Genomic DNA, 24079 nt, shown 5'->3' on the forward strand with positions numbered 1-24079 from the left:
ATTAGTGCTCAAAAACCAACTTTTTTGTCCCAATAAATATATCGAACAAAAACAATTTTTTAGCGAAAAAATTATATTTTTGTTGTAAACCCTAAATCTTTATAAACGATGAAAACAACGGCAACTTCTAACGGTTCGGAGCTGAAAACGGTCATAGATTATTTTTATCAATGGGAAAAGACACAACCCAATAAGGTTTTTTTGCGCCAGCCTTTTGGTAAAAAATTCAAAGACTTTACGTGGGCTGAAACGGGAGAGCAGGTGAGGCGATTGGCTGGATACCTTGTTTCGTTGGGGTTAGAGCCACAAAGCAACATCGGGCTGGTTTCAAAAAACTGTGCAGAATGGATTATTGCCGACCTCGCCATCATGATGGCTGGACATGTTTCGGTGCCGTTTTATCCCACCCTCACGAGCGATCAGTTAAACCAAGTATTAACCCATAGCGGCTGTCAGGTACTTTTTGTTGGAAAACTCGATAATTGGCAGGGAATGAAAAAGGGTGTTCCCGCAGGCGTCAGCTGTATTTCTTTCCCTACGTACAATCCTGACCCTGTACATATACAGTGGGATGATATTCTTGCTTACAGCAAACCGATGACTGAGTCGCCCCGACCGAAGCTAGATGATTTATTTTCCATTGTATATACCTCTGGAACCACAGGTAACCCCAAAGGAGTAATGCTTACGTATAAAGCGATGGCCAAGGTCATGCACGTCACCCAAGATATGATGCTCTATCATTTGCCCGAGACCCGTTTTTTTTCGTATTTACCGCTATGTCATATTGCCGAGCGGAATGTGGTGGCAGTAACGGCCGTAGGCACGGGCGGAACCGTGTACTTTGCAGAATCATTGGATACTTTTGCCGCCAATCTGGCCGCAGCACAGCCCACACACTTTTTTGCGGTTCCACGCATCTGGACTAAATTCCAATTGGGAATTTTGGCAAAAATGCCCCAGAAAAAGCTCGATATGTTGCTCAAAATCCCTATTCTGAGTGGTATTGTCAAGAAAAAAATCCGTAAGGGGTTGGGCCTCAATGACGCGAAATTTATTTTGACGGCGGCGGCTCCGATGCCAGTGTCATTGATTACGTGGTTTCGTCGCCTAGGAATAAAAATTCAGGAAGCCTACGGAATGACCGAAAACATGGGAGCGGTATGTATGGCCCCCGCAGATGCGCCCAAGGATGGAACGGTAGGAAAGCTGTATCCAGGGGTAGAAGTAAAAATAATGCCCGATACGGGTGAAATCCTGACGCGCGCTGAATGGAACATGTTAGGCTATTATAAGGAACCCCAAATGACTTCGGAAACCATCGACGAAGAAGGGTGGATTCATACGGGTGATGTGGGTGAAATTGACAGTGAAGGTTATATCAAAATTACGGGCCGGGTAAAAGAAATGTACAAAACTTCCAAAGGTGAATACGTGGCACCGTCGCAGATAGAATTTGGATTTGCAGACAATAAGCTGATTGAACAAATTTGCGTAGTGGGCCAAAGTTTACCGCAGCCAATTGCGCTGGTGGTTTTGTCGGAAATAGCCCGGTCCGTTGAACGCGACGCCGTCGCCCAAAGTCTAGCTGCTACGCTTTCAGATGTGAATCCCAAACTTAAGTCTTACGAGCGCGTACAAAAAATTGTCGTAATGAAAGAAGCTTGGACGGTCGATAACAATATGCTGACGCCCACCATGAAAACCAAACGCAATGTGATTGAAAAAACCTATGGGCAAATGATGGAGCCTTGGTACGAAGGAAAAGAGAATGTTATTTGGGAATAATTGGTGTACGGGTGTGAATGGCGTGATTTTGCCCTTTAAAGGCGTAGTCCTGAACCTATTTTTTATAATTGGTTATCGTTCTCAAATGTATTGAGTTGCAGGTAGAAAGAAACCAGAAAGGGTGAGGAGAAAAGGACTTTTTTGTAGTATGTCGAATTATCTCAAGCAAGGATGTTGCCTTTTTGCTATTTTTAAGGCAAAAAAACGACACCATGTCTAAACCCCAAGGACTCCTTACTATTGATCAACTACGCGAAGCTGTAGACCAACAAACCATTGAAACCATTATTGTAGCCTTTACTGACCATTACGGGCGGCTCGTCGGAAAACGTTTCGACGCTGATTTTTTTGTCGATGATATTTATAAACATGGCACCCACGGCTGCAATTACCTCCTCACCACCGATATGGCCATGGACCCCGTACCAGGGTTTTCGTTTGCCAATTGGGAACTCGGCTACGGTGATTTTCATCTTGTGCCCGATCTTTCTACGCTGCGGGTAGCGGCGTGGCTTGACCGCACCGCGATGATTATCTGCGATGTTAAAAACGAAAAATCGCACCAATACGTTGATATAGCGCCCCGTTCTATCCTGAGAAAACAGCTTGATAAAGCCGCTCAACACGGGTTTGACGTGCTGGCTGCTTCTGAGTTGGAATATTATTTGTTTGAAAACAGTTTTCGCGAAGCGCACGAAACGGGTTTTGCTCAGCTGCGCCCCGTAGGCTGGTACATTGAAGATTATCATATTTTGCAAGGTACCCGTACTGAGCCGTTCAACGCGGCGGCGCGGCGTTATTTGAAGCAATCGGGCGTGCCCGTTGAAAACTCCAAAGGAGAGTGGGGCTTGGGCCAACATGAGCTCAATGTACGCTATGCTGAAATACTGGACATGGCCGATCGCCACGTAGTGTACAAACAATGCCTAAAAGAAGTAGCCGATGCCATGGGTTGGAGCATTACGTTTATGGCTAAATTTGCCGCCGACCGTGCAGGTTCTAGTTGCCACATTCACATCAGTTTGTGGAAAGATGGCGAAACCGCCTTTGCAGGCAACAATACGCTGGGACCCGTGCAATGCTCAGATACATTCCGTTGGTTTTTAGGTGGTTGTATTGCCCACGCTCCTGATGTTATGGTATTTTATGCCCCAACTATCAACTCCTACAAGCGTTATGTAGATGGTTCGTGGGCCCCTACGCGTTTGGCGTGGAGTTATGACAATCGCACCGCTGGTTTTCGGGTAGTAGGTCAAGGTAAAAGCCTACGAATTGAGTGCCGGATTCCGGGGGCAGACTGTAATCCTTATCTCGCTTTTGCGGGATTGCTGGCGTGTGGATTGGAAGGAATTGAAAAGCAGATTGAACCACCAGCCATTTTTGAGGGTGATATCTATGCCGCGGCGCATTTGCCGAGAGTTCCGTACACCTTGGCCGAGTCCATTGCGATTTTCTCCAATAGTGAGTTTGCCAAGCGGAGTTTTGGGCCTGAAGTAGTGGAGCATTACACGCATTTTTATAAAACAGAGCAGGCGGCCTACAATGCATCCGTGACGGACTGGGAGCGGAAACGGTATTTTGAACAGATTTAAGGGGTTAGAAATAGTTGCTAAGTGAATTTTTAAATTTTTTCTTGAAATAATTCATTTAATCAATTTATCTACTACTTTTGCAACGATTATTTCTAAACCTCTACTACAAATACTTAAAAAGCCTTCTGTTTCGCGCAGAAGGTTTTTTTATTTTTACGCAGAAAATAACTTTCGCTGCTTTTCTTGCGTTGTATTCTACGTAATATTGCACATCATTCATTAATCAACTCTTTTTAGCAAAATGACAACTAAATTTCTCCGCAATGCATTTGCAATAGCATTGGCCGCAGGTTCGTTGCAGGCTATGGCACAATTTACGCAGGCTCCGCTTCCATACGCATCGGATGCTCTTGAGCCCAATATTGATAAGACTACCATGGAAATCCATTATGGACGTCACCATAAAGCCTATATCGACAATTTGAACAAGGCCGTGGCGGGTAAACCAGAAGAAAAATTGACTCCTGATGCCCTCGTTAAGGGAATTACGAAAGAAACTGCTCCCGCAGTGCGTAACAACGGTGGGGGACATTGGAATCACACCTTCTTTTGGAGCATCATGGGGCCCGGCAAAGGCGGTGCGCCCAAAGGAGCATTGGCAGATGCCATTACCAAAGATTTTGGTTCATTGGACGAGTTCAAAAAGAAGTTTAAAGAAGCAGGTACTACCCGTTTTGGTTCGGGATGGGCGTGGTTGATTGTGAAAGATAAAAAATTGGTGGTCACCTCTACGCCAAACCAAGACAATCCATTGATGCCCGTAGCGGATGTACAAGGTGCGCCGATTTTGGGCGTTGATGTATGGGAGCACGCATATTACCTAAAGTACCAAAACAAACGTCCTGATTATCTAGACGCTTTTTGGAATGTAGTAAATTGGGATAAAGTAGCTGAATTGTATGCGGCAGCAATGAAGTAAAGACTTGATTTTGTCCTTAATATAAAAAAAAGAGAAGGCCCTGCGGCCCTCTCTTTTTTTATAGAGTTGGTTAAGTAATCTATTCTTTAGTAGGCACTTGAGTGCTAGTGTTGTCATTTGTTGGGGGCAGGGCCTCCAAGGCAGATTCGGGTGTTTCTTCTTCCAACGCTGACGTAGGCTCGCTGACCTCTTGTGCGGAGATTACTTCCATTTCTGAAGCGGGTATTTCGGTTTCCTCTTCAGATGAAACGATTGATGGAACGTCGGCTATTTCATCCGTTTTCGGAGCCTCTTCAATCTCTTCGTGTTCATCCAAACGCGGGAAAAAAGTGCCCTGAAACATCAAAATGATACAAACACCGATGAAAATACAGGCGTCGGCAAAGTTGAAAATAGGCGTTGTGTAGTATTGACCACCCCAAACAGGAACCCAATCTGGTACAAACCCTTCCCAAAAATCAATGAACACCATGTCAATGACCTGTCCGTGAAACCACGGAGTAGGAGAGCCGTAAGGGGCATTATCAATGAGTACTCCGTAAAAAATACTGTCAATCAAGTTGCCGATGGCTCCCGCCAAAATCATGGCCATAGCCCAGAGGAGTCCGTTGGAGGCTCCTTTTTGGGCAAGGCGCAACATATAGCCAGCAATAAAAATCATGGCTCCTAGCCTGAATACCGTCAGAAACAACTTGCCGTATTCGTGGTCAATTTGCATCCCAAACGCCATGCCCGGGTTGGTTACATAATACAGCTTGAACCAATCTCCGATGAGTCTGATTTGCCCAGCAAATCCCGGAGACATATACTGGTGTACGAGCAATTTTGAAGCTTGATCTACACCGATAAGCAACAGGGCGAACAAAAAGAATTTGAGAGGGCCTTTGGGGGATTGAGTCATGGAATGGGAATTAATGAACAACTTTCATGGTGTGGCGACGACCCACTTCACGTTTGATAAGCAAAAACTCGCGGCTACTTTGTCCCGCAATGGATTTATTTTCTTCGGCACGACGGAACAAATACGGCATAACCGTCTCAACGGGGCCATAAGGTACGTATTTGGCTACATTATAGCCTGCATTGGCCAAGTTGTAGGAAATATTGTCACTCATTCCGAGCAACTGCGCAAACCATACGTGCGGGTCGTTGTGCGGAATGTTGAGTTTTTGCATTAATTCGATACAGTAAAAACAACTGCTTTCGTTATGGGTTCCCAAACAAATAGAAATCACGTCACGGTTTTCGAGGGCAAACAAAATAGATTTGTTGTAGTCGCAGTCGGTCTCTTCTTTGGTAGCGTGGATGGGGTCTTGGTATTCGCTTTCGTAAGCGCGTTGGCGTTCTTTTTCGAAGTAGGCACCTCTTACCAATTTAGCTCCTAAAAAATACCCTTCTACTTTTGCTTCGTGAGTGGCTTTTTTTAGATTTTCCAGCATATCGCGGCGGTACATCTGGAATGTATTGTAGACGATGGGCTTTTTGGTGTTGTATTTTTGCATTGCCTTGTAAGCCAGTTGGTCGATTACGTCCTGAATCCAGCTTTCTTCTGCATCGACAAAAATTTTAACATCTAGGTCATGGGCTTTTTGGCATAATTGGTCCACGCGTTCTTTGAGGCGTTCAAAAGCAGCCTGCTCGTTGGAAGTGAGGGGCTCTCCCGCCTGAATTTTCTCCATCAGAGGGGTTGAACCAATCCCCGTTACCTTAAAAACTGAAAACGGAATCCCTTCGGTATGGCTCGCTTTTTCGATAGTTAGCAGAATTTCGCTAGCAGTTTTATCAAAACTCTGCTCATTGTCTTCTCCCTCAACAGAATAATCTAAAATTGTCCCAATTTTAGATTTTGCCAAATTATTTATGGTTTTGTTGCACTCTTTGATGTCTTCACCTCCACAAAATTGGCCAAACAAAGTTGCTTTTATGAGGTTTTTGACAGGAAGTCGTAACAAAAGCGCGAGTTTTATAAAAAAAGTTCCTAATTTTACAAGCCAAGGTTGATTCATTAATGCAAATAGCCAGTAAGTTTTCTTTAACTGGAAATTTGACTTTGATGAGAATGCAACCGAAGTGTCATCAAACGAAACCCCTACTTGGGGGGAAGCAACACTTATAGACATAATTTTAACGTGCGTTTGTTGTTATAACAATAAAACAAATGCAAAATTACAAAAGTTGTCCTTAGCTATCAAATTGTTAATATCAGATTGTTGTACTTAATTAATTTTTTTAATTTTTCTCGATTATGAGTGCCACCTTAGAAATTTTACCGATGAGTTCGTGGGTTGATACGGGAGGGAAACCACTCGTCATTGCAGGCCCATGCAGTGCCGAAACAGAAGAGCAGGTTTGGGAAACCGCGACCCAGATTAAAGCGTTAGGATATGCTAACGTACTGCGCGCGGGCGTGTGGAAACCGCGTACCCGTCCAGGAAGCTTTGAAGGAATGGGCGAGGCTGCATTGCCTTGGCTTGCTGCCGTAAAAAAAGAAACTGGTTTGCCGATTGCCGTTGAAGTAGCTACTCCTCAGCACGTTGAACTGGCCCTTAAATACGGAATCGATATTTTATGGATTGGAGCCCGTACCACCGTTAACCCGTTCAATGTGCAAGATTTGGCGGATGCGTTGCAAGGGGTAGATGTGCCAGTGTTGATCAAAAACCCGGTCAATCCAGATTTGGCATTGTGGATTGGAGCATTTGAGCGTATTAACCGTGCGGGCATCAAAAAACTCGGGGCCATTCACCGTGGTTTCTCCAATGCACAGGAAACAAAATACCGCAACTCTCCCATGTGGAATATTGCCATCGAACTCAAAACGATGTTTCCAGAGTTGCCGATGATTGGCGACCCTAGCCACATGGCTGGAAAACGTGCGTATTTGTTCGAAATCGCTCAACGGGCGTTAGATTTAAACTACGATGGTCTCATCATTGAGTCACACTGCAACCCAGACAAAGCGTGGTCGGATGCGGCTCAGCAATTGACGCCAGCTGCCTTGGGCGAAATGCTGCATGAACTGCACGTGCGTAAGCCTGAGTACGGCACAGATTATATCAATCAGTTGGAACAACTGCGCAGTAAACTCGATAATCTTGACCGTGAATTGTTAGAGATTTTGGGCACGCGTATGTCGTTGGTGGAGCAATTGGGTGAATACAAACGTGATAACAACGTGGCCGTTTTACAAATGGATCGTTGGAGACAACTTCGTAAAAACCGCGCCGATTTGGGTAAACAAATGAATTTGTACCCCGATTTTGTGGAAGAGCTGTTTGAACTGATTCACATGGCTTCCATCCGTAAGCAAACAGAAGTAATGAACACTACGCCAGCTGCTTAACTTCAGCTTAGGCATGATTGCCATACCACGAGGCCGCTCCAATTGGGCGGCCTTTTTTATTTTATAGAAAAATTAGAATTACGTTTTTTTGAGGGCGGGGTTGCCGTTGTTGACTTCCAGTCGGTACCCAACTCCATGCACCGCCGCGATTTTTAGCGAAGTATCTTCCTGAAGCAACTTGCGCAGACGGGAAACAAAGACATCAATGCTGCGTCCTACCGTAACGCCTTCATCTTCCCAAACGGATTTAAGAATGAAATCTCGTTCTAAGACTTGATTCTGGTGCTTGATGAACAAGTGCAGCAATTTGGCTTCTCGGAAAGTAAGATTGTGTTTTGTATGGGAAGTATACAACATTTGATTGTCCAAGTCCATGCTTGATTCACCGAAACGAATTCGGTTAGAATTTTCAATGGGCTTTTCATCAGGTGTCTCAATAAGCGGAGCGAGGGGCGTTTTTCTTCGAGAAAGTACAACATACGAAACGCCAATAAAGGCAATTCCCAACCCCAACGTCCACCAAACAGGGTTGGATTTAGGGTTGTTTGCGGTAGCCAAGAAAGTTATTTTCACATTATAACAATCTATGACTTGGTCGCGCCCGATGCAGGCAACTTCCTTACTTTTGGAATAATCCAGAAAATTGTAGCCCAATTGCAATTCGTTGGTTTTGCAGTCCATGACTGCTACATCGTAATTGTTTTTGATGCCATGAAGGTCGAATGATTCCTGCAATAAAGAAGGTAACTGATTGTAATCGAACGATTTGCTCAATTGAAGTACATACGTGTCATCATCTAATTTCCTAACCGCTGGGATGCGGGAAGTGGAATCGCCGCTTGCCAACAACAGGCGGTGGCCTGTGCGGCGAAGCGCGAGGTTCGTCTTTTCTTCAAATCGTTGCGAGTTTGTGGCATCAGTGTCAGGAGATATCCAGGCAAACTGCCCAAACAGTAAGCTGATTGCTAAAAACGAAGCCACGATTGCCAATTTCCCTACCATGATTTCCATAAGTTCTTTATCAAATTTAGCAGAAATAGCTTATAATTCCGTCTATACTACCAAGGCCCTTTCTTTTTAACCTGATAAAAGCGCTTGCCATCAAATCGATAGAGTCCTTGCCCCGTACCCCACCATATATTTCCTGACTTGTCCTGATACATACTTTGAACACAACAGTTTAAGCCGTCGGCAGGTGTAAATACTGTAAATGCTTTTGGATTGGGTAAAGGAACGGAAGGGTCAAATCTCGTAGTGGCACCTCGGGCGGTAATCCAAATAATGCCTGATTGTTCTATAATGAGTCCCCAAAACTCCGTTCCGCCTAAGCCGTCTTTGGCGGTGTAGTCAGTGAACGTTTTTCCAACTGCCCGTCTGGGATCATACTTGCAAATGCCGTTTTTCATGGTAAACCACATATTGCCGGCTTTATCCTGCGCTATGCCTCCTGCGTAGTTTTCGCCCAATCCTTCCTTTTCAGCCAAATTAGTAACGGCTTTACCTTCTGCCTGTGTGGGGTCATAACGAAAGACGCCTTTGTCCGAAGACGCAAACCAAATGTTTCCACTTTTGTCTTCCATGATGCCTGCCACGTTCATTATGGGCAGTTGCTTAACCAGAGAAAAACATTTATCGCCCTTGCTATCAGCCGCTGGGTCATATCGGTAAACGCCGCCATGTGTGCCTACCCAAATATTGCCCGATTTGTCAACAAGGATGCTTTTACGACTTATATCCAGATGGTTTAGCCCATCCTTTTGACTATAATTTTTAAAGGTTTTTCCGTTATACCTGTACACGCCTTGGTCGGTACCAAACCACATATTACCATCTTTATCTTCATTGATAGCATAAACAGTGTTGTTGATAAAACCATCAGGGTTGGAAAAGTAGGTCAACGTTTTTTCGTCATACCTCACAACGCCTTCTGCGATGGTACCAAACCATAAATTTCCTTTCGAATCCTGAAAAATACTTCGGAAGTATTGACTGACTAAGGTAGTGTCAAAATCGGGAGCCAAGCCAACTGCCTTAAAGTTTTTGATAACTGTTGGGCTTGGTTTTGATTCCTTAGTCGTCTCCTTTGGCTGACCATTGCAGGAATTTATAATCAACCCCACTAAAAGCCAGAGGTAAATTGGATGGTGAAACTTATATTTTGTCATTTTTCTCTGTTTTTCGGCTGTAAAAATGTTCGTAAAAAGTACTTATTTCTGACCGGCTGCACTTTTAAAGTCCGTTAGGGTCTTTCCATCATAACGATAACGGTCAGCTCCAATCCAAATACTTCCATCATTAGCCCATAACATCCCAAAAGGTAGATTCCTAGGCCCTTCATATTTTGTCTTTATTACTGTTACATGTGGCTTTTTATCAGACAATGACTGTTCATCATAACGGAAAATAGGCCCACCTATACTAGTCAAAACGTTTCCCTTTTTATCTTCGATTATAACACCCGCACCAACCTCATCGATTTGGCTAAAGGAGCTGCCGTCATAGCGCCAAAGACCATCGGCGCCGAACCAGATATTGTCTTTTTTGTCTTTAATCATAGACCATACGTTACTGAAAGTTTTGCCGTTTTTATCGGTGAGAGTGGTAAATGATTTTCCATCATAAATGGAAATATCACCCCGTGATCCAAACCAAATTTTGCCTGTTTTGTCTTCAACAATAGCGTGAACATCATTATTTGACAGTCCATCCGCAGTTGTAAAATTTCGAAACGATTTACCATCTGCCCGTCTGGGATCATAGCGGCTTACACCACCTGCAGTGCCAAGCCAAATAATGCCGGCTTTATCTTCATAAATAGGCATAACAGAGTTATCGGCAAGTCCGTCTGTTGTTGTAAAATGTTGAAAGGATTTTCCATCTGTCCGTCTGGGATCGTAATAAAAAACACCTGAGCCATACGTGCCGAACCAAAAATTTCCCTTACTATCTTCAAAAACAGAAAAAAAAGGCTCTGAGACCAGTTGGCCTGTGATTTTGGTAAACGATTTTCCATCTGCCCGTCTGGGATCGTATCGAAAAACACCATCGCTCGCTGCAAACCAAATATTCCCATTTCTATCTTGCTCGATATCCCAAATGTTAGAAGTGAGTGTGTCTGTGATTTCAGACTTGATATTATCTTTTGATGTGTTTGTTTGGTCTTGTCCATAGGATGTGTGAAAGACAAACATCAAGAACAAAGCATACACGTGTGCGTATTTCATAATTTAGTTACTTAGCAACCGCCTTTGCGAGGTGCACGTTTAAAAATTATTTTACCATCTCGCTCTACATATTCGCCCGATACTATTGGATAGGCATACTTGGGCGCGTGCGATACGCTATGGCTTCTTATAATTATTTTGTCGTTAACTTTCAGGCTCTGCAATTGCTCAAGTTGAGACTTTTCTGGCTCAAATTTTACAATATAATCGTCACCATTAATCCTTACCATCACTCCGAAACCTAATCTTGAGCCCAGTGGGAGAGAAAGAGAGGTTACAACAGCCTCCATATTGGTAAAAGCACTTATATGCTTTCTTATTTTAGCTTCACCTGCATACACTTTTTTACCTGCGGGAGACGCTTCCCATTTTTTGAACATTACACCATCAGGGGTAGCCTCCCATTTTTTCAATGCGGCGTTCCTTTCAGCAGTAGAGAGAGGAACGCCGCCCGACGGAACGCCGCCCGACGGCTTTGGGATTGATTTTTTAGAAGTTTCATTTTTGATTTCGCGATTAGCAAATACCGCTCCGCTTACCACAACCAGCGGTAATAGCAGCGCATAAATGATTTTTTTTATGTTTTTTACAGGTTTAAATTTCATGGCTGTTCATTTCTTCCAAAATGATAAAAGAGAATTTAGCACCCGTCTCCGCCTTTTTGTTTTGCCAACAACGGGCCCAAAATCATGTACATTAGGTCGATTTTTGCCAGTTTAATAACCCGTTTGGCCTTTATATCACTTTTTAGAGCGGGCTCGATGACCAGCTCATCGCCAAAACGCGCCAATGCCAAAACGTGGGCGACCTCTACTTCGTACAATTCTCGTGAATCAGAAGATAAACCCTTGTTGACCACCTGGCCTTCGTGTTTGAGATAAATTTTAAATGGAACTCTGGTAGCGTCTGCCGAATTGGGATTTCCTTTGACCAATGCCAATAGGCCTTTACTTCCTTTCCAAAAAGTTTGATAATCTAATGGTTTGCCGTTCAGTACCAAAGGGTTACCATAAAAGTAGTTTTCTCCGCCTTTGGAGAAGGTAGTAGTGCCAACCATGAATAAAATCAGGACAATGGTTAGTCGGTAGGTGTTAGTGTATCTCATGGTTTTGGTAGTTTAAATAATTACTTGATTAGAATCTCATTGTGCGGCAACGCATATTGTTTTTCTAAAGTAAGCAGCACGATAGAATCCCCCTTTTTGCATTTTGCCAATACCTTTTGAATTTCAATTTTTCGGAAATCGTCGCCAGAATACATCGTCAGCGTTCGCGTGTTTTCGTCACGGATGGCAATTTTGAAGGGGACGCTATCAACGGCTTTACTTTCATTAGAAGATAGCTCGGCTGTTGCTACCGTCAGCTCGCCTCTGGCAGTTAAGGGTAAACTGCATTTGCCCTTAGGGGTGTATTCATCCACGACCATTTTATTGTCTAAAAAAGCGGCGGAACAAACTTGCTGACCGTGGCTTACGAGTGCGAGGCCACAAAACAAGAGACCTCCCATTAGTGTTTTAACTGTTTTCATTGTTTTTGGTTGTTTTTGGCTCTACTATGATGTAAGCAAAAGTAGGAGACCAAAACCAACAAAAAGAAAAACGCCCGTAAAAGAATGTAAACGAAATGTAAAAGTTTGTTATTCGGAGCGTAACGACTGGGTTGGGTTCATTAAAGCGGCTTTAAACGTCTGAAAACCAACCAAACAAACGATCATAATTCCAAAACTTAGAACAACAGCGGCAAACGAAAGCCAACTCACCTCAATGCGGTAAGCGTAGTTTTGAAGCCATTGGTTCATGGCCATTTGTAGCAATGGAAAAGAAATGAAAGCAGCAATGCCGATGACAATCAAAAATTCCTTCAAAAACAGCAGCACCAACCCCGCGCCCGAAGCTCCCAATACCTTGCGAATACCCAATTCTTTGGTACGCCGCGCTACGCTCAACGACACCATCCCGATAACCCCCAATAAGACAATGATCATTGCCAAAACGGTGGCCAATTGTGCCGCTTTTTTGAGTCGTACTTCTGATTGGTACAAATTCTGAAGCATTTCATCCAAAAAAGTAAACTCAAACGGCGCTCCTGGTAGGAGCTCATTCCACTTTTTTTCGAGTGCTGCAACCGATTTATTTAAGGATGTTGATTGAATTTTAAAGGAAAGAAAACGGTAGTTGTTGAGCGTGTTTAGGTGGATAAACGCCAGAGGACCAATGCTTTGACGCATGGAGTCAAAATGGAAATCATCGGTTACTCCCGCTACGGTAAAAGTTTGTGGGAAACTCTGCAACCTCACTTGCTGTCCGATTGCCGCCGCCGCTGTGGCAAAGTTGAGCATCTTGGCCGCTTTAGCGTTTAGCACAATGAGGTTGGGGGCTACAGCCTGTGGGGCTTTCTGAAAAAATACGCCATTGCGTACGGGGATTTGGTAAGTACGTGCGTAATGTTCATCCGTTTGTAAAACCGGGACAAAGATCGCTTGTGTGGAGTCCTGCCCCGCACGGAAAAGGCCCGTTTGAAATCCCGTTTTTCCGTTTGGAATTTCAAACGAAAGGCTGACTTCGCGCACGTCGGGCAGGCGCGTCATTTCTTTGCGAATGGTTTCCATTTTTTCAACGCCCTTCACCGACCAGTCGCGCGGAACGGGTGCCCAAACGATGGATTCTTTGGAATAACCTAAGTCTTTTTCGAAGAAATAGTTGACTTGGCGGGCAATGACCACAGCCGCCCCAAACACAAACAGCGCGATGGCAAACTGCCCCGTCATTAACGAATAGCGCAAACTGCTTTTTTGGTTGACGGTTTTTAATTTCCCCTTCATGGAATCAATGGAAGGCAACGCCGACAGCACAAATGCTGGATAGGCTCCAGCCACCAGCCCAACCAAAACGCCCAAAAATGCCGCGCTGACCACAAAAAACGGAAGAGCGCTAAAGATAGAGCGTAGTTCTTTGCCAAGAATTTCGGCAAAATAAGTTCGCGAAACTTCGTATAAAACCAATGAAAAAAGCGTGCTAAAAGACGCAATCAGGATTGATTCGGTCAAAAATTGCCCAATCATTTGCCCCTTTTTGCTGCCCAATACTTTCCGGATGCCGATTTCTTTTAAACGTCCTGAAGAACTGCCGATGGAAATGTTGACAAAGTTAACCACTGCCATAAACACAATGAATAGAGCCACTAAGCTGAGTGTAAGAAGTGTTTTGTTGATTAAGCCATTATTGTTTTCACGGTGCAGCGTACTCAAAGGTTTGAGCATCACTTCAAGGTTGTCTCTGATTTGGGCCGAAGCATGGGTTGAGATGAGTTGCCTAATGGGCTTTTGTAAATCAACGGGGCGTATGCCTTTTTTTAGTTCGATATAATTGACGACGTAGGCGTTGTCCCAAACCGTCATGGCGGCATCGCGGCCAAAAAATGCCAGACTGCTCATCGGCAGCAACACTGGAATTTCTGTACTAACATAATGGGTGATGGAGTTGAAGGAAATCGGGGCAAGTACCGCCGTAACCATAAAATTTTTTCGCTCTCTTGTAAACGACTCTATTTGAATGGTTTGTCCAACAATATCTGTTTTTCCAAAGTATTTGAGGGCCATTTTTTCTGACAGAACGACTGAGTTGGGCTGATTTAGCGCCGTGCGGGCATCTCCGTGCATGAGCGGAATCCCGTACATGGTCAGCAGTGTAGAATCCCCGATTTGAATATCTTCCCTGAAATGTTTGTCGCCTTTGGAAACCGTGGTGGAAACCCCGTCAAAGCGGTAATAATTTTCAATCAGATTGGGATATTGCTCTTTCAGCGTTTTGGCCAACGGCGCCAAAGACGTAATCTCTATGCCCATGTTGGGCTGCTTCCACTTGCTTTGAATAATATACTGGTTCTCAATATTCCGTAAGTCGGCATTGACCTGCCATTCGTTCCATACGTAACTGCCAATCAGTAGCGTAAAGGTCAGCCCGACCGAAAGGCCGAAAATATTGATAAATGTAAATATCCCGTTTTTACGCAGATTGCGCCAACCGATCTTGAAGTAGTTTTGAAGCATGGTTTTGTACGTTTAAAATGGCCTTGCAAGGTACGTACAAAACGTTTTTGGGGTTTGTTAAAAAACCTTAAAGAGGATATAGGGGCGGGGGTGCTTGCCTCTGCCCGCTTCCTGCGTAAAATCATGTAGACGTAAGCGGGGCAGATTTAAAATTGGGCAGCCGTAAGCGGTCCGCCGCCCCTACATTGACGGGGGTGGTAATTATTTTTTACACTCGCCCTTTGAAACAATGGCAATACCTACCCGGCCTGCTTCGCAGGAGTTTCCGTAAGTTTTGCCGTTGCACCCACAAACTGGGTCATACAGGGTATAACATGCCATTCCGTTGTCTGGTTTTTCCACACATTCGTTGGCTACTTCTTCTTTCTGACAACCTGCCAAGGCCGCAATCAAAACGGTAGCAAATACTTTTTTCATGGGATTTTGGAATTATTTGAATCTATGTCATCAGCGTGTTATGCGTATTTCTGAAATCTCAATTTCGTCCATTTCATTGGTTTTTCCCCAGCCGCATTTGACGGTTTGTTTTTTGCCCGTAAGCGTGTATTTCATTTCTACCTCTACCGAATACACTCCGTACTGGGCAGTGGCGGCCTGAATGATAGAATTTACTTTTTCCTTCGACGAGTCGCTCGGTAAGTAAGAGACCATTTCATCCTTCAAGTCAACGGTAAAGTGCCAATCGCAGCCATCAACGGCTAGTGCATTGACCAGTTTAGCCTTGGCAATCGTCGTTTCCTGAGGCTGAACTTTGGAGGAACAGCCAAAAGTAACCGCCAACAGCAATAGGTTGAGAAATGTAATCGGTTTCATCTTAGTCGTTTTTAGCTAAGACGAAATTGGTGAATAAAAAGTTGTAATCCGAAAAAAGAAAGCCAATCGATGGGTAATTTCTATAAAAAAAAATCCAAGCCTGACTTCTGAGAAATCAAGACTTGGAATGGTAGAATTTCTCTTTGAGCCTTATTCGGAGCGCAAAGAAGTGGTCGGATTGGTCAGCGCCGCGCGAATGGCTTGAAAGCTAACGGTTAAAAAGGCAATCGCAATGGCGATAAGCGCCGTGAGGGCAAATACCCACCACTGAATTGGGGTGCGGTAAGCAAAATCGGACAACCACTGATTCATAAGCCACCAGGCCGCCGGCGATGCAATGAGAATGGCGACGCCCACCATTTTGAGAAAATCGAACGACAACAGCGTCATAATGCTTATGACCGACGCCCCCAACACTTTGCGCACGCCGATTTCTTTGGTGCGTTGCGATATGACCATGATGGCAATAGCAAACAGCCCCAAGCAGGATAAAATAATGGCCAAGGTAGCGGCGCTAAAAAATATCTGGGAAATGCGCTCTTCCTTTTGGTATTGTTTATTGGTGTTTTCATCCAAGAATGAACCTAAAAATTCAGATTTGGGGGCTACTTCGTTGTAGGTTTTTCGCAATAAGCCAATCGTCTCATCGACGTGGTCGGGGGCAATTTTGACGAAAATATAATTGATGGGAAAACCATTCATAAAGAAGGAAACGGCTTCAATTTCTCGGTGTAGCGATTCAAAATGAAAGTCTTTGACCACGCCGATGACTTTGTGTTTTTCTTCGGTATTGAGCGTCACCCCAATCGGATTTTTTACGCCCAATTGTTTGGCCATTGTTTCATTGATGACGGCGGCGCCTGCGGTATCGGTAGCGAATGCTTCCGAAAAATCCCGTCCATCAATCAGCTTCAGATCGAGGGTTTTTACGTATTCATAATCTGCCGTCCGCATGTTGGTTTTAATGCTTTTGCCATTTTGTTCAAAACTCAAGACCGACTTAGAAAAAGAGCCGTCTTGTCCGCGTCCCAGATTGACATCGGAGCCCGTCATGCTCAAGATGCGCGGCTGATTAGCTAATCGAGTGCGGAAATGTTGCAAAAGACGCTTGCCCGAGATTTCGTGGCCAATCGGAATGCTGTATACTTGGGTAGTGTTAAATCCTAACGGTTTGGAACGCAGGTACTTGATTTGAGTCCAGACAATCATAGTACACGCAATCAACAAGACTGACATCGTAAACTGGAAGATAATGAGCATGTTACGAATCCCCCCTGAGCTGCCGCTTACTTTAATTTTTCCTTTCAATACCTCCACCGTATTAAACCGTGTTACGGCCCAAGCGGGATAACCACCCGCAATCAGCGTAATGAGGACAAAGCACAACAAAATAATGCCAATCAAGGCGGGAGTTTTGAGCATTTCAAGCGAGAGGGTTGTGCGGAAAATGGCATTATATTGGGGGATAAACAGATAGGCCAAGACGATTCCTGCTCCAAAAGCGGCCACGCAAATCAGAAAAGCTTCTCCCCAAAACTGACCTACAATCTGAGACTTAAAGGCCCCGAGTGCTTTGCGCATTCCTACTTCTTTGGCGCGGGTAAACGATTTAGCGATTGACAAATTGATGAAGTTGATGGCCGCAATCAGCAATATCACGATACCGACAATGAGCAACGTATAGGGGTATATTTTGTTGATGGCCTGCCCGCGCCCGCCTACTTTGGTGTCAAAATGGCTGTCGGCCAATCCCATAATTCTGGTGCTAATGATTTCGCCTCGGGCATCGGGTTTGGCTCCTTCTTTTTTCAGTTGCTCGATGTTGCCTTTATAATATTTGGCCGTGAAAGGTTTCAGACGATTTTCAAAAGCGGCCAACGATGTCTTTTCGTCAAGTTTAAGATAAAGCGCGTGTTGAACATTGTCCCACCGGTCTTTATTTAGGTTATAATCACTGACGTTTTCGATACGAACCAGAATTTCATTGTCAATGCTGGTGTTTTCTGGGCCTTTTTCTAGAATGCCCGTCACCAAAAAAGATTGCTCTTTGTTGTCATGATTGATAGTGAGGGTTTTGCCCATTGGGTCTTGGTCTCCAAAAATATTCTTGGCAATGTCTTCGCGCAACACTACATTGCTTAAATCCTTCAGTGCGTTATTGGGGTCGCCTTTCAGCAGTTTATACCCAAAAACCTGAAAGTATTCGGGGTCGGTGAAGATAATCACTTCGTTGATGAGCTTGTCGCTTTTCAACAATTGCGCATTTCCGGTCAGAATACGTGCCGCTAGTTTCACTTCTGGGTATTCTGCTTTCAGGGCGGCGCGCATGGGTAGAGGCATGTTGTTGCCGTATTGTTCACCCTGCGGCTCAATTACTTTTTGGTAAACGCGGTATACAGCGCCTTGTTCTTCGTGAAATTGGTCAAAAGTCAATAATCCAAATGCCGTCAAAAGCAATAAGGTGCTGATGCCGAAAGCGACCGAAAGGCCTATCAAATTGATAAAAAGGTAGGTCTTGTTTTTCCACAAGTTGCGGAAAGCGATTTTGAGGTAATTGCGTATCATGGTTGTTAGTTAAAACAAAAAAAATGTAGGGGGCAGAAGTAAAACCTGCCCATTTGATATGTGTGTTGGCGTTTGGGGCAGACGTATATACCCCTACGGGGGTTAATTTGCGCCCGTCAAAATTTGTCGTTGTTTGATTAAATCTTCTTTTTTTACGAATGTAATAGGTACGAATTCATCCGTCGGTGCGCCGATGTAATAGAGCGTCCAGTCTTGGTCGTACTTGGAAAGAATATGACGAAGGCAGTCGGCTCTGTCAACGGTCGGAATACCGCAATCCTCCCAGTAGAAAAGCTCTACACGATAGTGCAGAGCCTGTTTTTGGCCATTGATGGTGACTTCGATTTCGATGTCCTGCTTCCCCAATTGGGTCGGAATTGGAATTGCAATATGTGCCATGTGTTTAAAGGTTTAATAAGGAGTATAAAAAAGGAGATAACAGCAAAGTCTCTTTTTTTCGAACAAACGTAATCGGAATGAACTGCTCTGTGGGCGAACCCATATAATAAAGCGTCCAGTCTTTGTCATACTTAGAAAGGATATGTCGCAAGCATTCCGCGCGGTCGACGGTTGGCATACCGCACTCATTCCAATAAAATAACTCAACGCGGTAGTGCAGCGCCTGCCGTTGACCATTGATGGAAACCTCCACTTCAATGTCCTGTTTTCCGAGTTGAGAAGGAATTGGAATCGCAATGTGTGCCATACGTTTGAATATAATAATGATTTTAAAATGGCTGTTTTTACAATAGCTCAAACCTTGTACCAAACCCTAAATGTGGCTGATTAACAGTGTTTTGTGTGTGGACAAAAAATGAATAATTGTCCGAATATGGACACCCTTTGTTCGTTGATGGACAGCGGACAAAGGGTGTAAATTCAATAGAGCGGAGAATATAATCGTTTTATTATTCTGAACGGAGTGCTTTGACGGGATTGGCAATGGCCGAGCGGTACGTTTGAAGGCCGATGGTCAGGCCACCGATAAAAAACAATAGCGCAAGGCAAGGGCCAAAGGTTTCAATGCCGATAGAAACATGGTACGAAAAATTGAGTAAAATAGCCATGCCCGCGAGGTATCCCAACGGAATCGCAATGGCCGACGCAATGAGCAGCAAACGCACAAAATCCCAGGATAGGCTCCAAATAATTTGGTGAACAGCGGCCCCCATTACTTTCCGGATACCCACTTCTTTGGTGCGGGTTTCGGTGTTATAGGTCACCATCCCCAGTAAACCCATGCAGGCAATGGAAAAAGCAATGGCCGTCAAAACACCCAGAAAATTATTATCATCGTCGTGAGAATGACGATCCAGAAGGTAGTCGTTGTACCACTGCCCAGCAAACGGTTCGTAAGGATACAGTTGTTTCCAGACTTTCTCAATGGCGGCAATGGTAGTAGTAGAGCCTGCCGTTATGGTTACATTCAAAAATCGAAATTGCGCGGGTTGATACTGAAGCATCAATGGTTTTAGGGCCCACACAAAACTGGCATAATTGAAATTTTTCACCACCCCCGCAACACTGACTTCGCGGTTATCGGTCAGTAAAATTGTTTTTCCAATGGCCTCTTTGGCCGTTCCCAAACCGAAGCCTTTGAGCGCTTCTTCGTTGATAATGACCTGGTTTTTAGAGGCGTCGGTAGGCTTTAAATTCTCTCCTGCCAACAGCTTTAACCCCAAAGCAGGTATCAACTCATGGTTGATAGAGAAATAATCAATCAGGGTTGAATCGTTTTTGTCGCGTTGGCGATACGCCCATTGGTTATCGGGATGGGAGCCAAAAAGAGCAGAAGTGGCCGCCACGTGTGCTACGCCTGCCTGTTGGTCGATGGCGCTGGCGAGTTTTTCGTAGGGTTGGTCGGGCAGGAGCGGAATCGTCAAAACTTGTTGGCGCACAAAACCATAATCTCCTTCTGCCATGTAGGTTTGCTGACGATCTAGTACATACAGCGTAATCATGGCTAACAAAGACACCGCAAATTGCACCACAATCAGCGATTTTCGCAACGAAATCCCCCGAATAACCTTCAGGCCAGTGTGGCTGCGGAGTACTTGAGCGGGTTCAAAATTGGAAAGAATACGGGCAGGAACCCATCCTGCCAACAGGCCCGCTACAATGCTGAAAACCACAAACAACAGACCCGTTTCCCAGCCCCATTTCACGCCGCCGATGAGCCAACGCTGCACAAATACCATGGGTTCTACCATTTTCAGCCCTACAAAAGCCAACGCTAATCCTAGTAAAGACAAAATCACCGACTCAGCCATAAACTGTGCCATCACTTGCCAGCGCAGCCCGCCGACTACTTTGCGAATGCCCACCTCCCGCGCTCGGCTCAGCGAACGGGCCAGTGTAAGGTTGATGTAATTGAAAACAGCCAGTAAAAGGGTCAGTAAACCGACGCCCATTTCCGTGGCCAATTTGCCGTAGGTCGGTTCGTAGGTGCCGCGTATCAACTCTTCATGCGCGGGCGCAATGGCCGATAGCGCCTGAGCGCGGAAGTGGTAGGAATTAATTTTAGTATTTTGAATAATTTTGGTTGTACGGGCCGCCACTGATGCTAGACTTTTCTCGAATGTCTCCTGCGTTATACCTGGCTTGAGCAGAATGTAAGTGTAGCCTTCCTGATGATTTTTCCAGTCGATTAGGGCTTCGCTTTTCAGGCTTTGGGCCGATAGCAGCATGTCAAACTTTTGGTGTGACCTTCCCAGCGTGGTATTGTCAATGATGCCAGTCACGGTAAATGCCCCAGCTCCATCATATTGAATCACTTTTCCGATTGGGTTGGCTTTTCCGAAAAACTTCTCGGCCATACTCTTGGTAAGAACCGCCGTTTGAGGCGCAGTCGCCGCGGTTCCTGAAATAATCGGGTAACCAAATACCCTAAAAAAATCTGCATCTACCCAAAAGGTCATGGGTTGGAGGCGTTTGCGGCCGTCGTCAAACTCGCCATAAGCCCGAATAAAATGCGTGGCACCTTCCACGAAGTCATAGTCTTTTTTTAGTACATCGGCTAGCGGCAGCGGTGCTGTGGCAAAAGCCATGCGGTCGTTGTTTTTGCTGATTACATCTGTCAATAGCCGATACGTGCGCTCGGGATGAGGATGGAAATTGTCGTAATCAAAGGAGCCTTTGATGTCAATCAGCGCCAATAGGCAAATCATCATTCCCGACGCCAGCCCAAAGATGTTGATAAAAGAAAACAGCTTGTATTTTCGAAGATTACGAAAGGCGATTTTGAAGTAGTTGTAGAGCATATCGGGTAACTGCTAAATGAATTTTTCTGATTACATCTTTTATTTGCTCAAACCCCATACCAAGAAATTAATGTGTTGATTATTAGTGGTTTATTGAATAGAAAAAACGTTTGTTTGTCCGATTTTGGACATGCTTGTGCGGTTACGGACAGTGGTAACTTGAAGTTGTAAAGCTATCGAAGAATCAATTCGACGCGGCGGTTTTGGGCACGTTCCGTTTCGTTGGCATTGGACGTGAGCGGCCGCGTGCCACCGTAACCTTGAGCCATAATTCGGCCTTCTGCAATTCCTTTTTCAATAATATAATGACGAACTACTTTGGCGCGATTTTCAGACAGCGCTAGGTTGAGGCGTGGGTCGCCGACGTTGTCGGTGTGGCCGACAATTTCTACCGTCAGGCTAGGATTCTTTCTCAAATAATCAGCCAATTTATCCAATTCTGGATAAGAACTTGGAAGTAAGTTATAGCTACTTTGCTCAAACGTAACGTGGTTCAGAACCATCGGCTGCCCTTTTTCGGGTGGGAAACCAACTTTCTCAACAGCGGCTTTGGGTAGCTCAGGGGTTTTGATGGGGGGCGTATTGACCTCTCTTTTTATGGGCAAAGAAGTGGGTGATTTAGAGGTTTTGGGGCCTGGTTTCAGGGTTGATTTAACCACAATAGGGGGCAAATCTGTTTCTGGTTTATCGGGGACGACAACGGGTTTTGGAATGGATGCTCCGGCTTTGTACAGAAAATTGGTTTGGATAGGTTGAGGTTCCGACGCATTGGGCATTTGCCAATAAACTTGCACTTCGCCTTCAAGCATTGCATTGAAGTACTCGATTTTTAAATCATAGAATTTCCCTCCTTCAAGTTTTACATTTCCCCGAAAATTGCCCGAATCGTGCAAGCCCCACGCGTCCATGATTAGCTTCCCGCCGACCCATATTCGAACGCCATCGTCTACTTTGGCTGAAAACTGGTACACGCCCGTAGTGGGAGGATGTAATTTGCCCGTCCACCGTACGGAATAATAACTGTTGTCCATGTTGGGGCCTGGATTGCGGCCACGCCACGAAAAATTGATTTGAGGATCGACGCGGGTAAATACCTTGCGTTCAAAATTTTGGCCATTGAAGTACTCTCCTTGCAAGCCATGCTGCGCTCGTATTTGCATTGCCAGCAAGGCAATGCTTAAAAATAATATCGTTTTCATGCTGTTTTCTTAAAGGCTGCGTGTCGTTCTGACTAAACGAAAATAACACAACTTTCAGAAATGACGAAACGAGAAATGATGAGCGGTGGCTGTGAGTTTTGGGAAATGAGGGTAGCGCTATTTTTTTAGCGCATAAACGGTCCCGTCAAAGCAGGTAATGACCAATAAATCGTTGGACAGTGCAGGAGTGGAAAAAATCGCGCCTAGTTGTTGGTACATTGTTAATTGGTCTTCGGGAAAGGGCAACAGTTGCCCGATATCGTCGCGGTAATCGCCGTTTTCTTTGAAATACTTGGCTTGGTGGGTGCGCGAGGCGTCGTTGGTAAATTGCCATTTAACCGCCCCCGTTTTTAGCTCTATCCCAACCAATTGGCCTTTCAGTGTGCCGAAATAACCCATTGCTTTCCCTAAAGCCGTTCCCCCGAAAATATTAAAACTTGCATCGGCTTTCCAATGAACTTTACCCGAAGCAATGTCAACGGAAAACAGTTGTCGGTCATCGGAAGTGCCGAGGTATATCACTGAATCATTGGGCGTAACTGGCAGTGCCCAGCCACGCGGGAAGGTTTTTATCCAATGACAATACCCGCTGTTTTCGTCAATGGCATAAAAGTTAAAATCGCGCGCGCCGACCAATACCAAGCCCTTCGCCACCACAGGATTTCCCATGATTTCCCCCTTAGGAAAATAACGTTGCCCTGTTGATTTAAACTTCCAGTGCAGTGCCCCAGTTTGAGCATTTAGAGCGTATAAATAGCCATCAAAAGAGCCAATAAAAAGTCGGTTATGGTGCAGGAATGGTTTGGTATGCACAACGTCATCGGTTTTGTAATTCCAAACCAATTCACCATTGCTGCTTTTGACGGCGTAGACATAGCCATCGCCCGAACCAAAATAGACGATTCCATTTTGAACGATGGGCGAGGAATGGTAATAATCGGCAAAGTCGTTGTGGCGGTCACCCAAGTAGCCCGTTGCCGTTTGAAACTTCCAGTTTTGCTTGCCCGACTTTTTGTTTAAACAATACAAAACGCCGTTGCCGCTGTATAAAAATAGATTGTCATTTTCGAGGCAAACGGTGGAGCGAATCACGCCCGAGGTTGGGTATTTCCATTTTAGGATACCCGTCTTTGTTTCAAGAGCGTACAGGCTGCGGTCGAGGCTGCCAAAGTAGACCAAATCTCCATCCATGACGGGCGAAGAAACAATGGGGCCAGCTTTGAATTGCCAAGCCAGAGTAGGAAGCTTGTCAAAATCAGGGGATTGCGAAAAGGTATTCCCGCCACACGCCAGAAGAAGAAAAAAGAAGATTTTATGCATTGGACTCAC

Annotated in this window: 21 protein-coding genes; 4 read left to right on the plus strand and 17 right to left on the minus strand. The window is 44.9% G+C overall.

What is annotated here, in order from left to right; translation table 11 throughout:
- The first annotated feature begins 108 nt into the window (after positions 1–108).
- From GVN20_RS11015 to GVN20_RS11025, 3 genes are all read left to right on the plus strand, one after another.
- Positions 109–1788 carry an AMP-binding protein gene (locus GVN20_RS11015; protein ID WP_166558379.1) on the plus strand — a complete coding sequence of 560 codons (1680 nt, stop codon included), beginning with the start codon at positions 109–111 and terminating at the stop codon, positions 1786–1788.
- 212 nt (positions 1789–2000) lie between these two features.
- Entirely contained in the window at positions 2001–3380 is a 1380-nt protein-coding gene (locus tag GVN20_RS11020) for a glutamine synthetase family protein (RefSeq protein WP_206023248.1), read from the plus strand.
- Between the two features lie 241 nt (positions 3381–3621).
- The gene (locus GVN20_RS11025; protein ID WP_114461750.1) at positions 3622–4299 is read left to right on the plus strand and encodes a superoxide dismutase; all 678 of its coding nucleotides are present in this window, start codon (positions 3622–3624) and stop codon (positions 4297–4299) included.
- 79 nt (positions 4300–4378) lie between these two features.
- Here GVN20_RS11025 and GVN20_RS11030 read toward each other — a convergent pair whose 3' ends face one another.
- Both GVN20_RS11030 and GVN20_RS11035 read right to left on the minus strand, forming a co-directional pair.
- On the minus strand, positions 4379–5200 hold the full coding sequence (locus GVN20_RS11030; protein ID WP_166558380.1) for a lipoprotein signal peptidase: 822 nt from the start codon (positions 5198–5200) through the stop codon (positions 4379–4381).
- Positions 5201–5210: 10 nt separating this feature from the next.
- Positions 5211–6419: a proline dehydrogenase family protein gene (locus GVN20_RS11035; protein ID WP_166558381.1), complete on the minus strand. Its 1209-nt coding sequence runs from the start codon at positions 6417–6419 to the stop codon at positions 5211–5213.
- A gap of 125 nt (positions 6420–6544) precedes the next feature.
- Between GVN20_RS11035 and GVN20_RS11040 the strand changes: the two genes are divergently transcribed.
- The gene (locus tag GVN20_RS11040) at positions 6545–7642 is read left to right on the plus strand and encodes a chorismate mutase (RefSeq protein WP_114461747.1); all 1098 of its coding nucleotides are present in this window, start codon (positions 6545–6547) and stop codon (positions 7640–7642) included.
- A gap of 78 nt (positions 7643–7720) precedes the next feature.
- Here GVN20_RS11040 and GVN20_RS11045 read toward each other — a convergent pair whose 3' ends face one another.
- The 15 genes from GVN20_RS11045 to GVN20_RS11115 all read right to left on the minus strand — a co-directional run bounded on the left by GVN20_RS11045 (position 7721) and on the right by GVN20_RS11115 (position 24070).
- A complete protein-coding gene (locus tag GVN20_RS11045) occupies positions 7721–8653 on the minus strand; it encodes a winged helix-turn-helix domain-containing protein (RefSeq protein ID WP_229599038.1) in 933 nt (310 codons plus the stop codon).
- Between the two features lie 47 nt (positions 8654–8700).
- Positions 8701–9807: a two-component regulator propeller domain-containing protein gene (locus tag GVN20_RS11050; protein WP_166558382.1), complete on the minus strand. Its 1107-nt coding sequence runs from the start codon at positions 9805–9807 to the stop codon at positions 8701–8703.
- A 42-nt stretch (positions 9808–9849) separates the two neighbouring features.
- A complete protein-coding gene (locus GVN20_RS11055) occupies positions 9850–10866 on the minus strand; it encodes a two-component regulator propeller domain-containing protein (RefSeq protein WP_166558383.1) in 1017 nt (338 codons plus the stop codon).
- An 11-nt stretch (positions 10867–10877) separates the two neighbouring features.
- On the minus strand, positions 10878–11471 hold the full coding sequence (locus GVN20_RS11060) for a hypothetical protein (RefSeq protein WP_206023249.1): 594 nt from the start codon (positions 11469–11471) through the stop codon (positions 10878–10880).
- A 35-nt stretch (positions 11472–11506) separates the two neighbouring features.
- Entirely contained in the window at positions 11507–11971 is a 465-nt protein-coding gene (locus GVN20_RS11065) for a hypothetical protein (RefSeq protein ID WP_166558384.1), read from the minus strand.
- Positions 11972–11991: 20 nt separating this feature from the next.
- The gene (locus tag GVN20_RS11070; RefSeq protein WP_166558385.1) at positions 11992–12393 is read right to left on the minus strand and encodes a hypothetical protein; all 402 of its coding nucleotides are present in this window, start codon (positions 12391–12393) and stop codon (positions 11992–11994) included.
- A 108-nt stretch (positions 12394–12501) separates the two neighbouring features.
- The gene (locus GVN20_RS11075) at positions 12502–14913 is read right to left on the minus strand and encodes an ABC transporter permease (RefSeq protein ID WP_166558386.1); all 2412 of its coding nucleotides are present in this window, start codon (positions 14911–14913) and stop codon (positions 12502–12504) included.
- A gap of 201 nt (positions 14914–15114) precedes the next feature.
- Positions 15115–15330, minus strand: a complete 216-nt coding sequence (locus GVN20_RS11080) for a protease inhibitor Kazal-type (RefSeq protein ID WP_166558387.1) — start codon at positions 15328–15330, stop codon at positions 15115–15117.
- Positions 15331–15360: 30 nt separating this feature from the next.
- Positions 15361–15726, minus strand: a complete 366-nt coding sequence (locus GVN20_RS11085) for a hypothetical protein (RefSeq protein WP_166558388.1) — start codon at positions 15724–15726, stop codon at positions 15361–15363.
- A gap of 150 nt (positions 15727–15876) precedes the next feature.
- On the minus strand, positions 15877–18291 hold the full coding sequence (locus GVN20_RS11090; protein ID WP_166558389.1) for an ABC transporter permease: 2415 nt from the start codon (positions 18289–18291) through the stop codon (positions 15877–15879).
- A gap of 102 nt (positions 18292–18393) precedes the next feature.
- On the minus strand, positions 18394–18690 hold the full coding sequence (locus GVN20_RS11095; protein ID WP_114068368.1) for a hypothetical protein: 297 nt from the start codon (positions 18688–18690) through the stop codon (positions 18394–18396).
- Positions 18691–18694: 4 nt separating this feature from the next.
- Entirely contained in the window at positions 18695–18997 is a 303-nt protein-coding gene (locus tag GVN20_RS11100) for a hypothetical protein (protein ID WP_166558390.1), read from the minus strand.
- 202 nt (positions 18998–19199) lie between these two features.
- Positions 19200–21551 (minus strand): ABC transporter permease, encoded by a 2352-nt coding sequence (locus tag GVN20_RS11105; protein WP_166558391.1) that lies wholly within the window; start codon positions 21549–21551, stop codon positions 19200–19202.
- A 173-nt stretch (positions 21552–21724) separates the two neighbouring features.
- A complete protein-coding gene (locus GVN20_RS11110; protein WP_166558392.1) occupies positions 21725–22750 on the minus strand; it encodes a PA14 domain-containing protein in 1026 nt (341 codons plus the stop codon).
- Positions 22751–22867: 117 nt separating this feature from the next.
- Positions 22868–24070: a PQQ-binding-like beta-propeller repeat protein gene (locus GVN20_RS11115; RefSeq protein ID WP_166558393.1), complete on the minus strand. Its 1203-nt coding sequence runs from the start codon at positions 24068–24070 to the stop codon at positions 22868–22870.
- Positions 24071–24079: the final 9 nt, after the last annotated feature.

The organism is Runella sp. CRIBMP (genome assembly GCF_009905605.1).
GTDB lineage: Bacteria > Bacteroidota > Bacteroidia > Cytophagales > Spirosomataceae > Runella.

Excerpts from the sequence above, each read along its gene's own strand:
- GVN20_RS11015 (WP_166558379.1), top strand. The coding sequence starts at position 109 with ATGAAAACAACGGCAACTTCTAACGGTTCGGAGCTGAAAACGGTCATA.
- GVN20_RS11045 (WP_229599038.1), bottom strand. The coding sequence starts at position 8,653 with ATGGAAATCATGGTAGGGAAATTGGCAATCGTGGCTTCGTTTTTAGCA.
- GVN20_RS11030 (WP_166558380.1), bottom strand. The coding sequence starts at position 5,200 with ATGACTCAATCCCCCAAAGGCCCTCTCAAATTCTTTTTGTTCGCCCTG.
- GVN20_RS11110 (WP_166558392.1), bottom strand. The coding sequence starts at position 22,750 with ATGAAAACGATATTATTTTTAAGCATTGCCTTGCTGGCAATGCAAATA.
- GVN20_RS11020 (WP_206023248.1), top strand. The coding sequence starts at position 2,001 with ATGTCTAAACCCCAAGGACTCCTTACTATTGATCAACTACGCGAAGCT.
- GVN20_RS11085 (WP_166558388.1), bottom strand. The coding sequence starts at position 15,726 with ATGAAACCGATTACATTTCTCAACCTATTGCTGTTGGCGGTTACTTTT.
- GVN20_RS11070 (WP_166558385.1), bottom strand. The coding sequence starts at position 12,393 with ATGAAAACAGTTAAAACACTAATGGGAGGTCTCTTGTTTTGTGGCCTC.
- GVN20_RS11050 (WP_166558382.1), bottom strand. The coding sequence starts at position 9,807 with ATGACAAAATATAAGTTTCACCATCCAATTTACCTCTGGCTTTTAGTG.
- GVN20_RS11105 (WP_166558391.1), bottom strand. The coding sequence starts at position 21,551 with ATGCTCTACAACTACTTCAAAATCGCCTTTCGTAATCTTCGAAAATAC.
- GVN20_RS11040 (WP_114461747.1), top strand. The coding sequence starts at position 6,545 with ATGAGTGCCACCTTAGAAATTTTACCGATGAGTTCGTGGGTTGATACG.
- GVN20_RS11060 (WP_206023249.1), bottom strand. The coding sequence starts at position 11,471 with ATGAAATTTAAACCTGTAAAAAACATAAAAAAAATCATTTATGCGCTG.
- GVN20_RS11025 (WP_114461750.1), top strand. The coding sequence starts at position 3,622 with ATGACAACTAAATTTCTCCGCAATGCATTTGCAATAGCATTGGCCGCA.
- GVN20_RS11035 (WP_166558381.1), bottom strand. The coding sequence starts at position 6,419 with ATGTCTATAAGTGTTGCTTCCCCCCAAGTAGGGGTTTCGTTTGATGAC.
- GVN20_RS11065 (WP_166558384.1), bottom strand. The coding sequence starts at position 11,971 with ATGAGATACACTAACACCTACCGACTAACCATTGTCCTGATTTTATTC.
- GVN20_RS11075 (WP_166558386.1), bottom strand. The coding sequence starts at position 14,913 with ATGCTTCAAAACTACTTCAAGATCGGTTGGCGCAATCTGCGTAAAAAC.
- GVN20_RS11055 (WP_166558383.1), bottom strand. The coding sequence starts at position 10,866 with ATGAAATACGCACACGTGTATGCTTTGTTCTTGATGTTTGTCTTTCAC.
- GVN20_RS11095 (WP_114068368.1), bottom strand. The coding sequence starts at position 18,690 with ATGGCACATATTGCAATTCCAATTCCGACCCAATTGGGGAAGCAGGAC.
- GVN20_RS11090 (WP_166558389.1), bottom strand. The coding sequence starts at position 18,291 with ATGATACGCAATTACCTCAAAATCGCTTTCCGCAACTTGTGGAAAAAC.
- GVN20_RS11080 (WP_166558387.1), bottom strand. The coding sequence starts at position 15,330 with ATGAAAAAAGTATTTGCTACCGTTTTGATTGCGGCCTTGGCAGGTTGT.
- GVN20_RS11100 (WP_166558390.1), bottom strand. The coding sequence starts at position 18,997 with ATGGCACACATTGCGATTCCAATTCCTTCTCAACTCGGAAAACAGGAC.
- GVN20_RS11115 (WP_166558393.1), bottom strand. The coding sequence starts at position 24,070 with ATGCATAAAATCTTCTTTTTTCTTCTTCTGGCGTGTGGCGGGAATACC.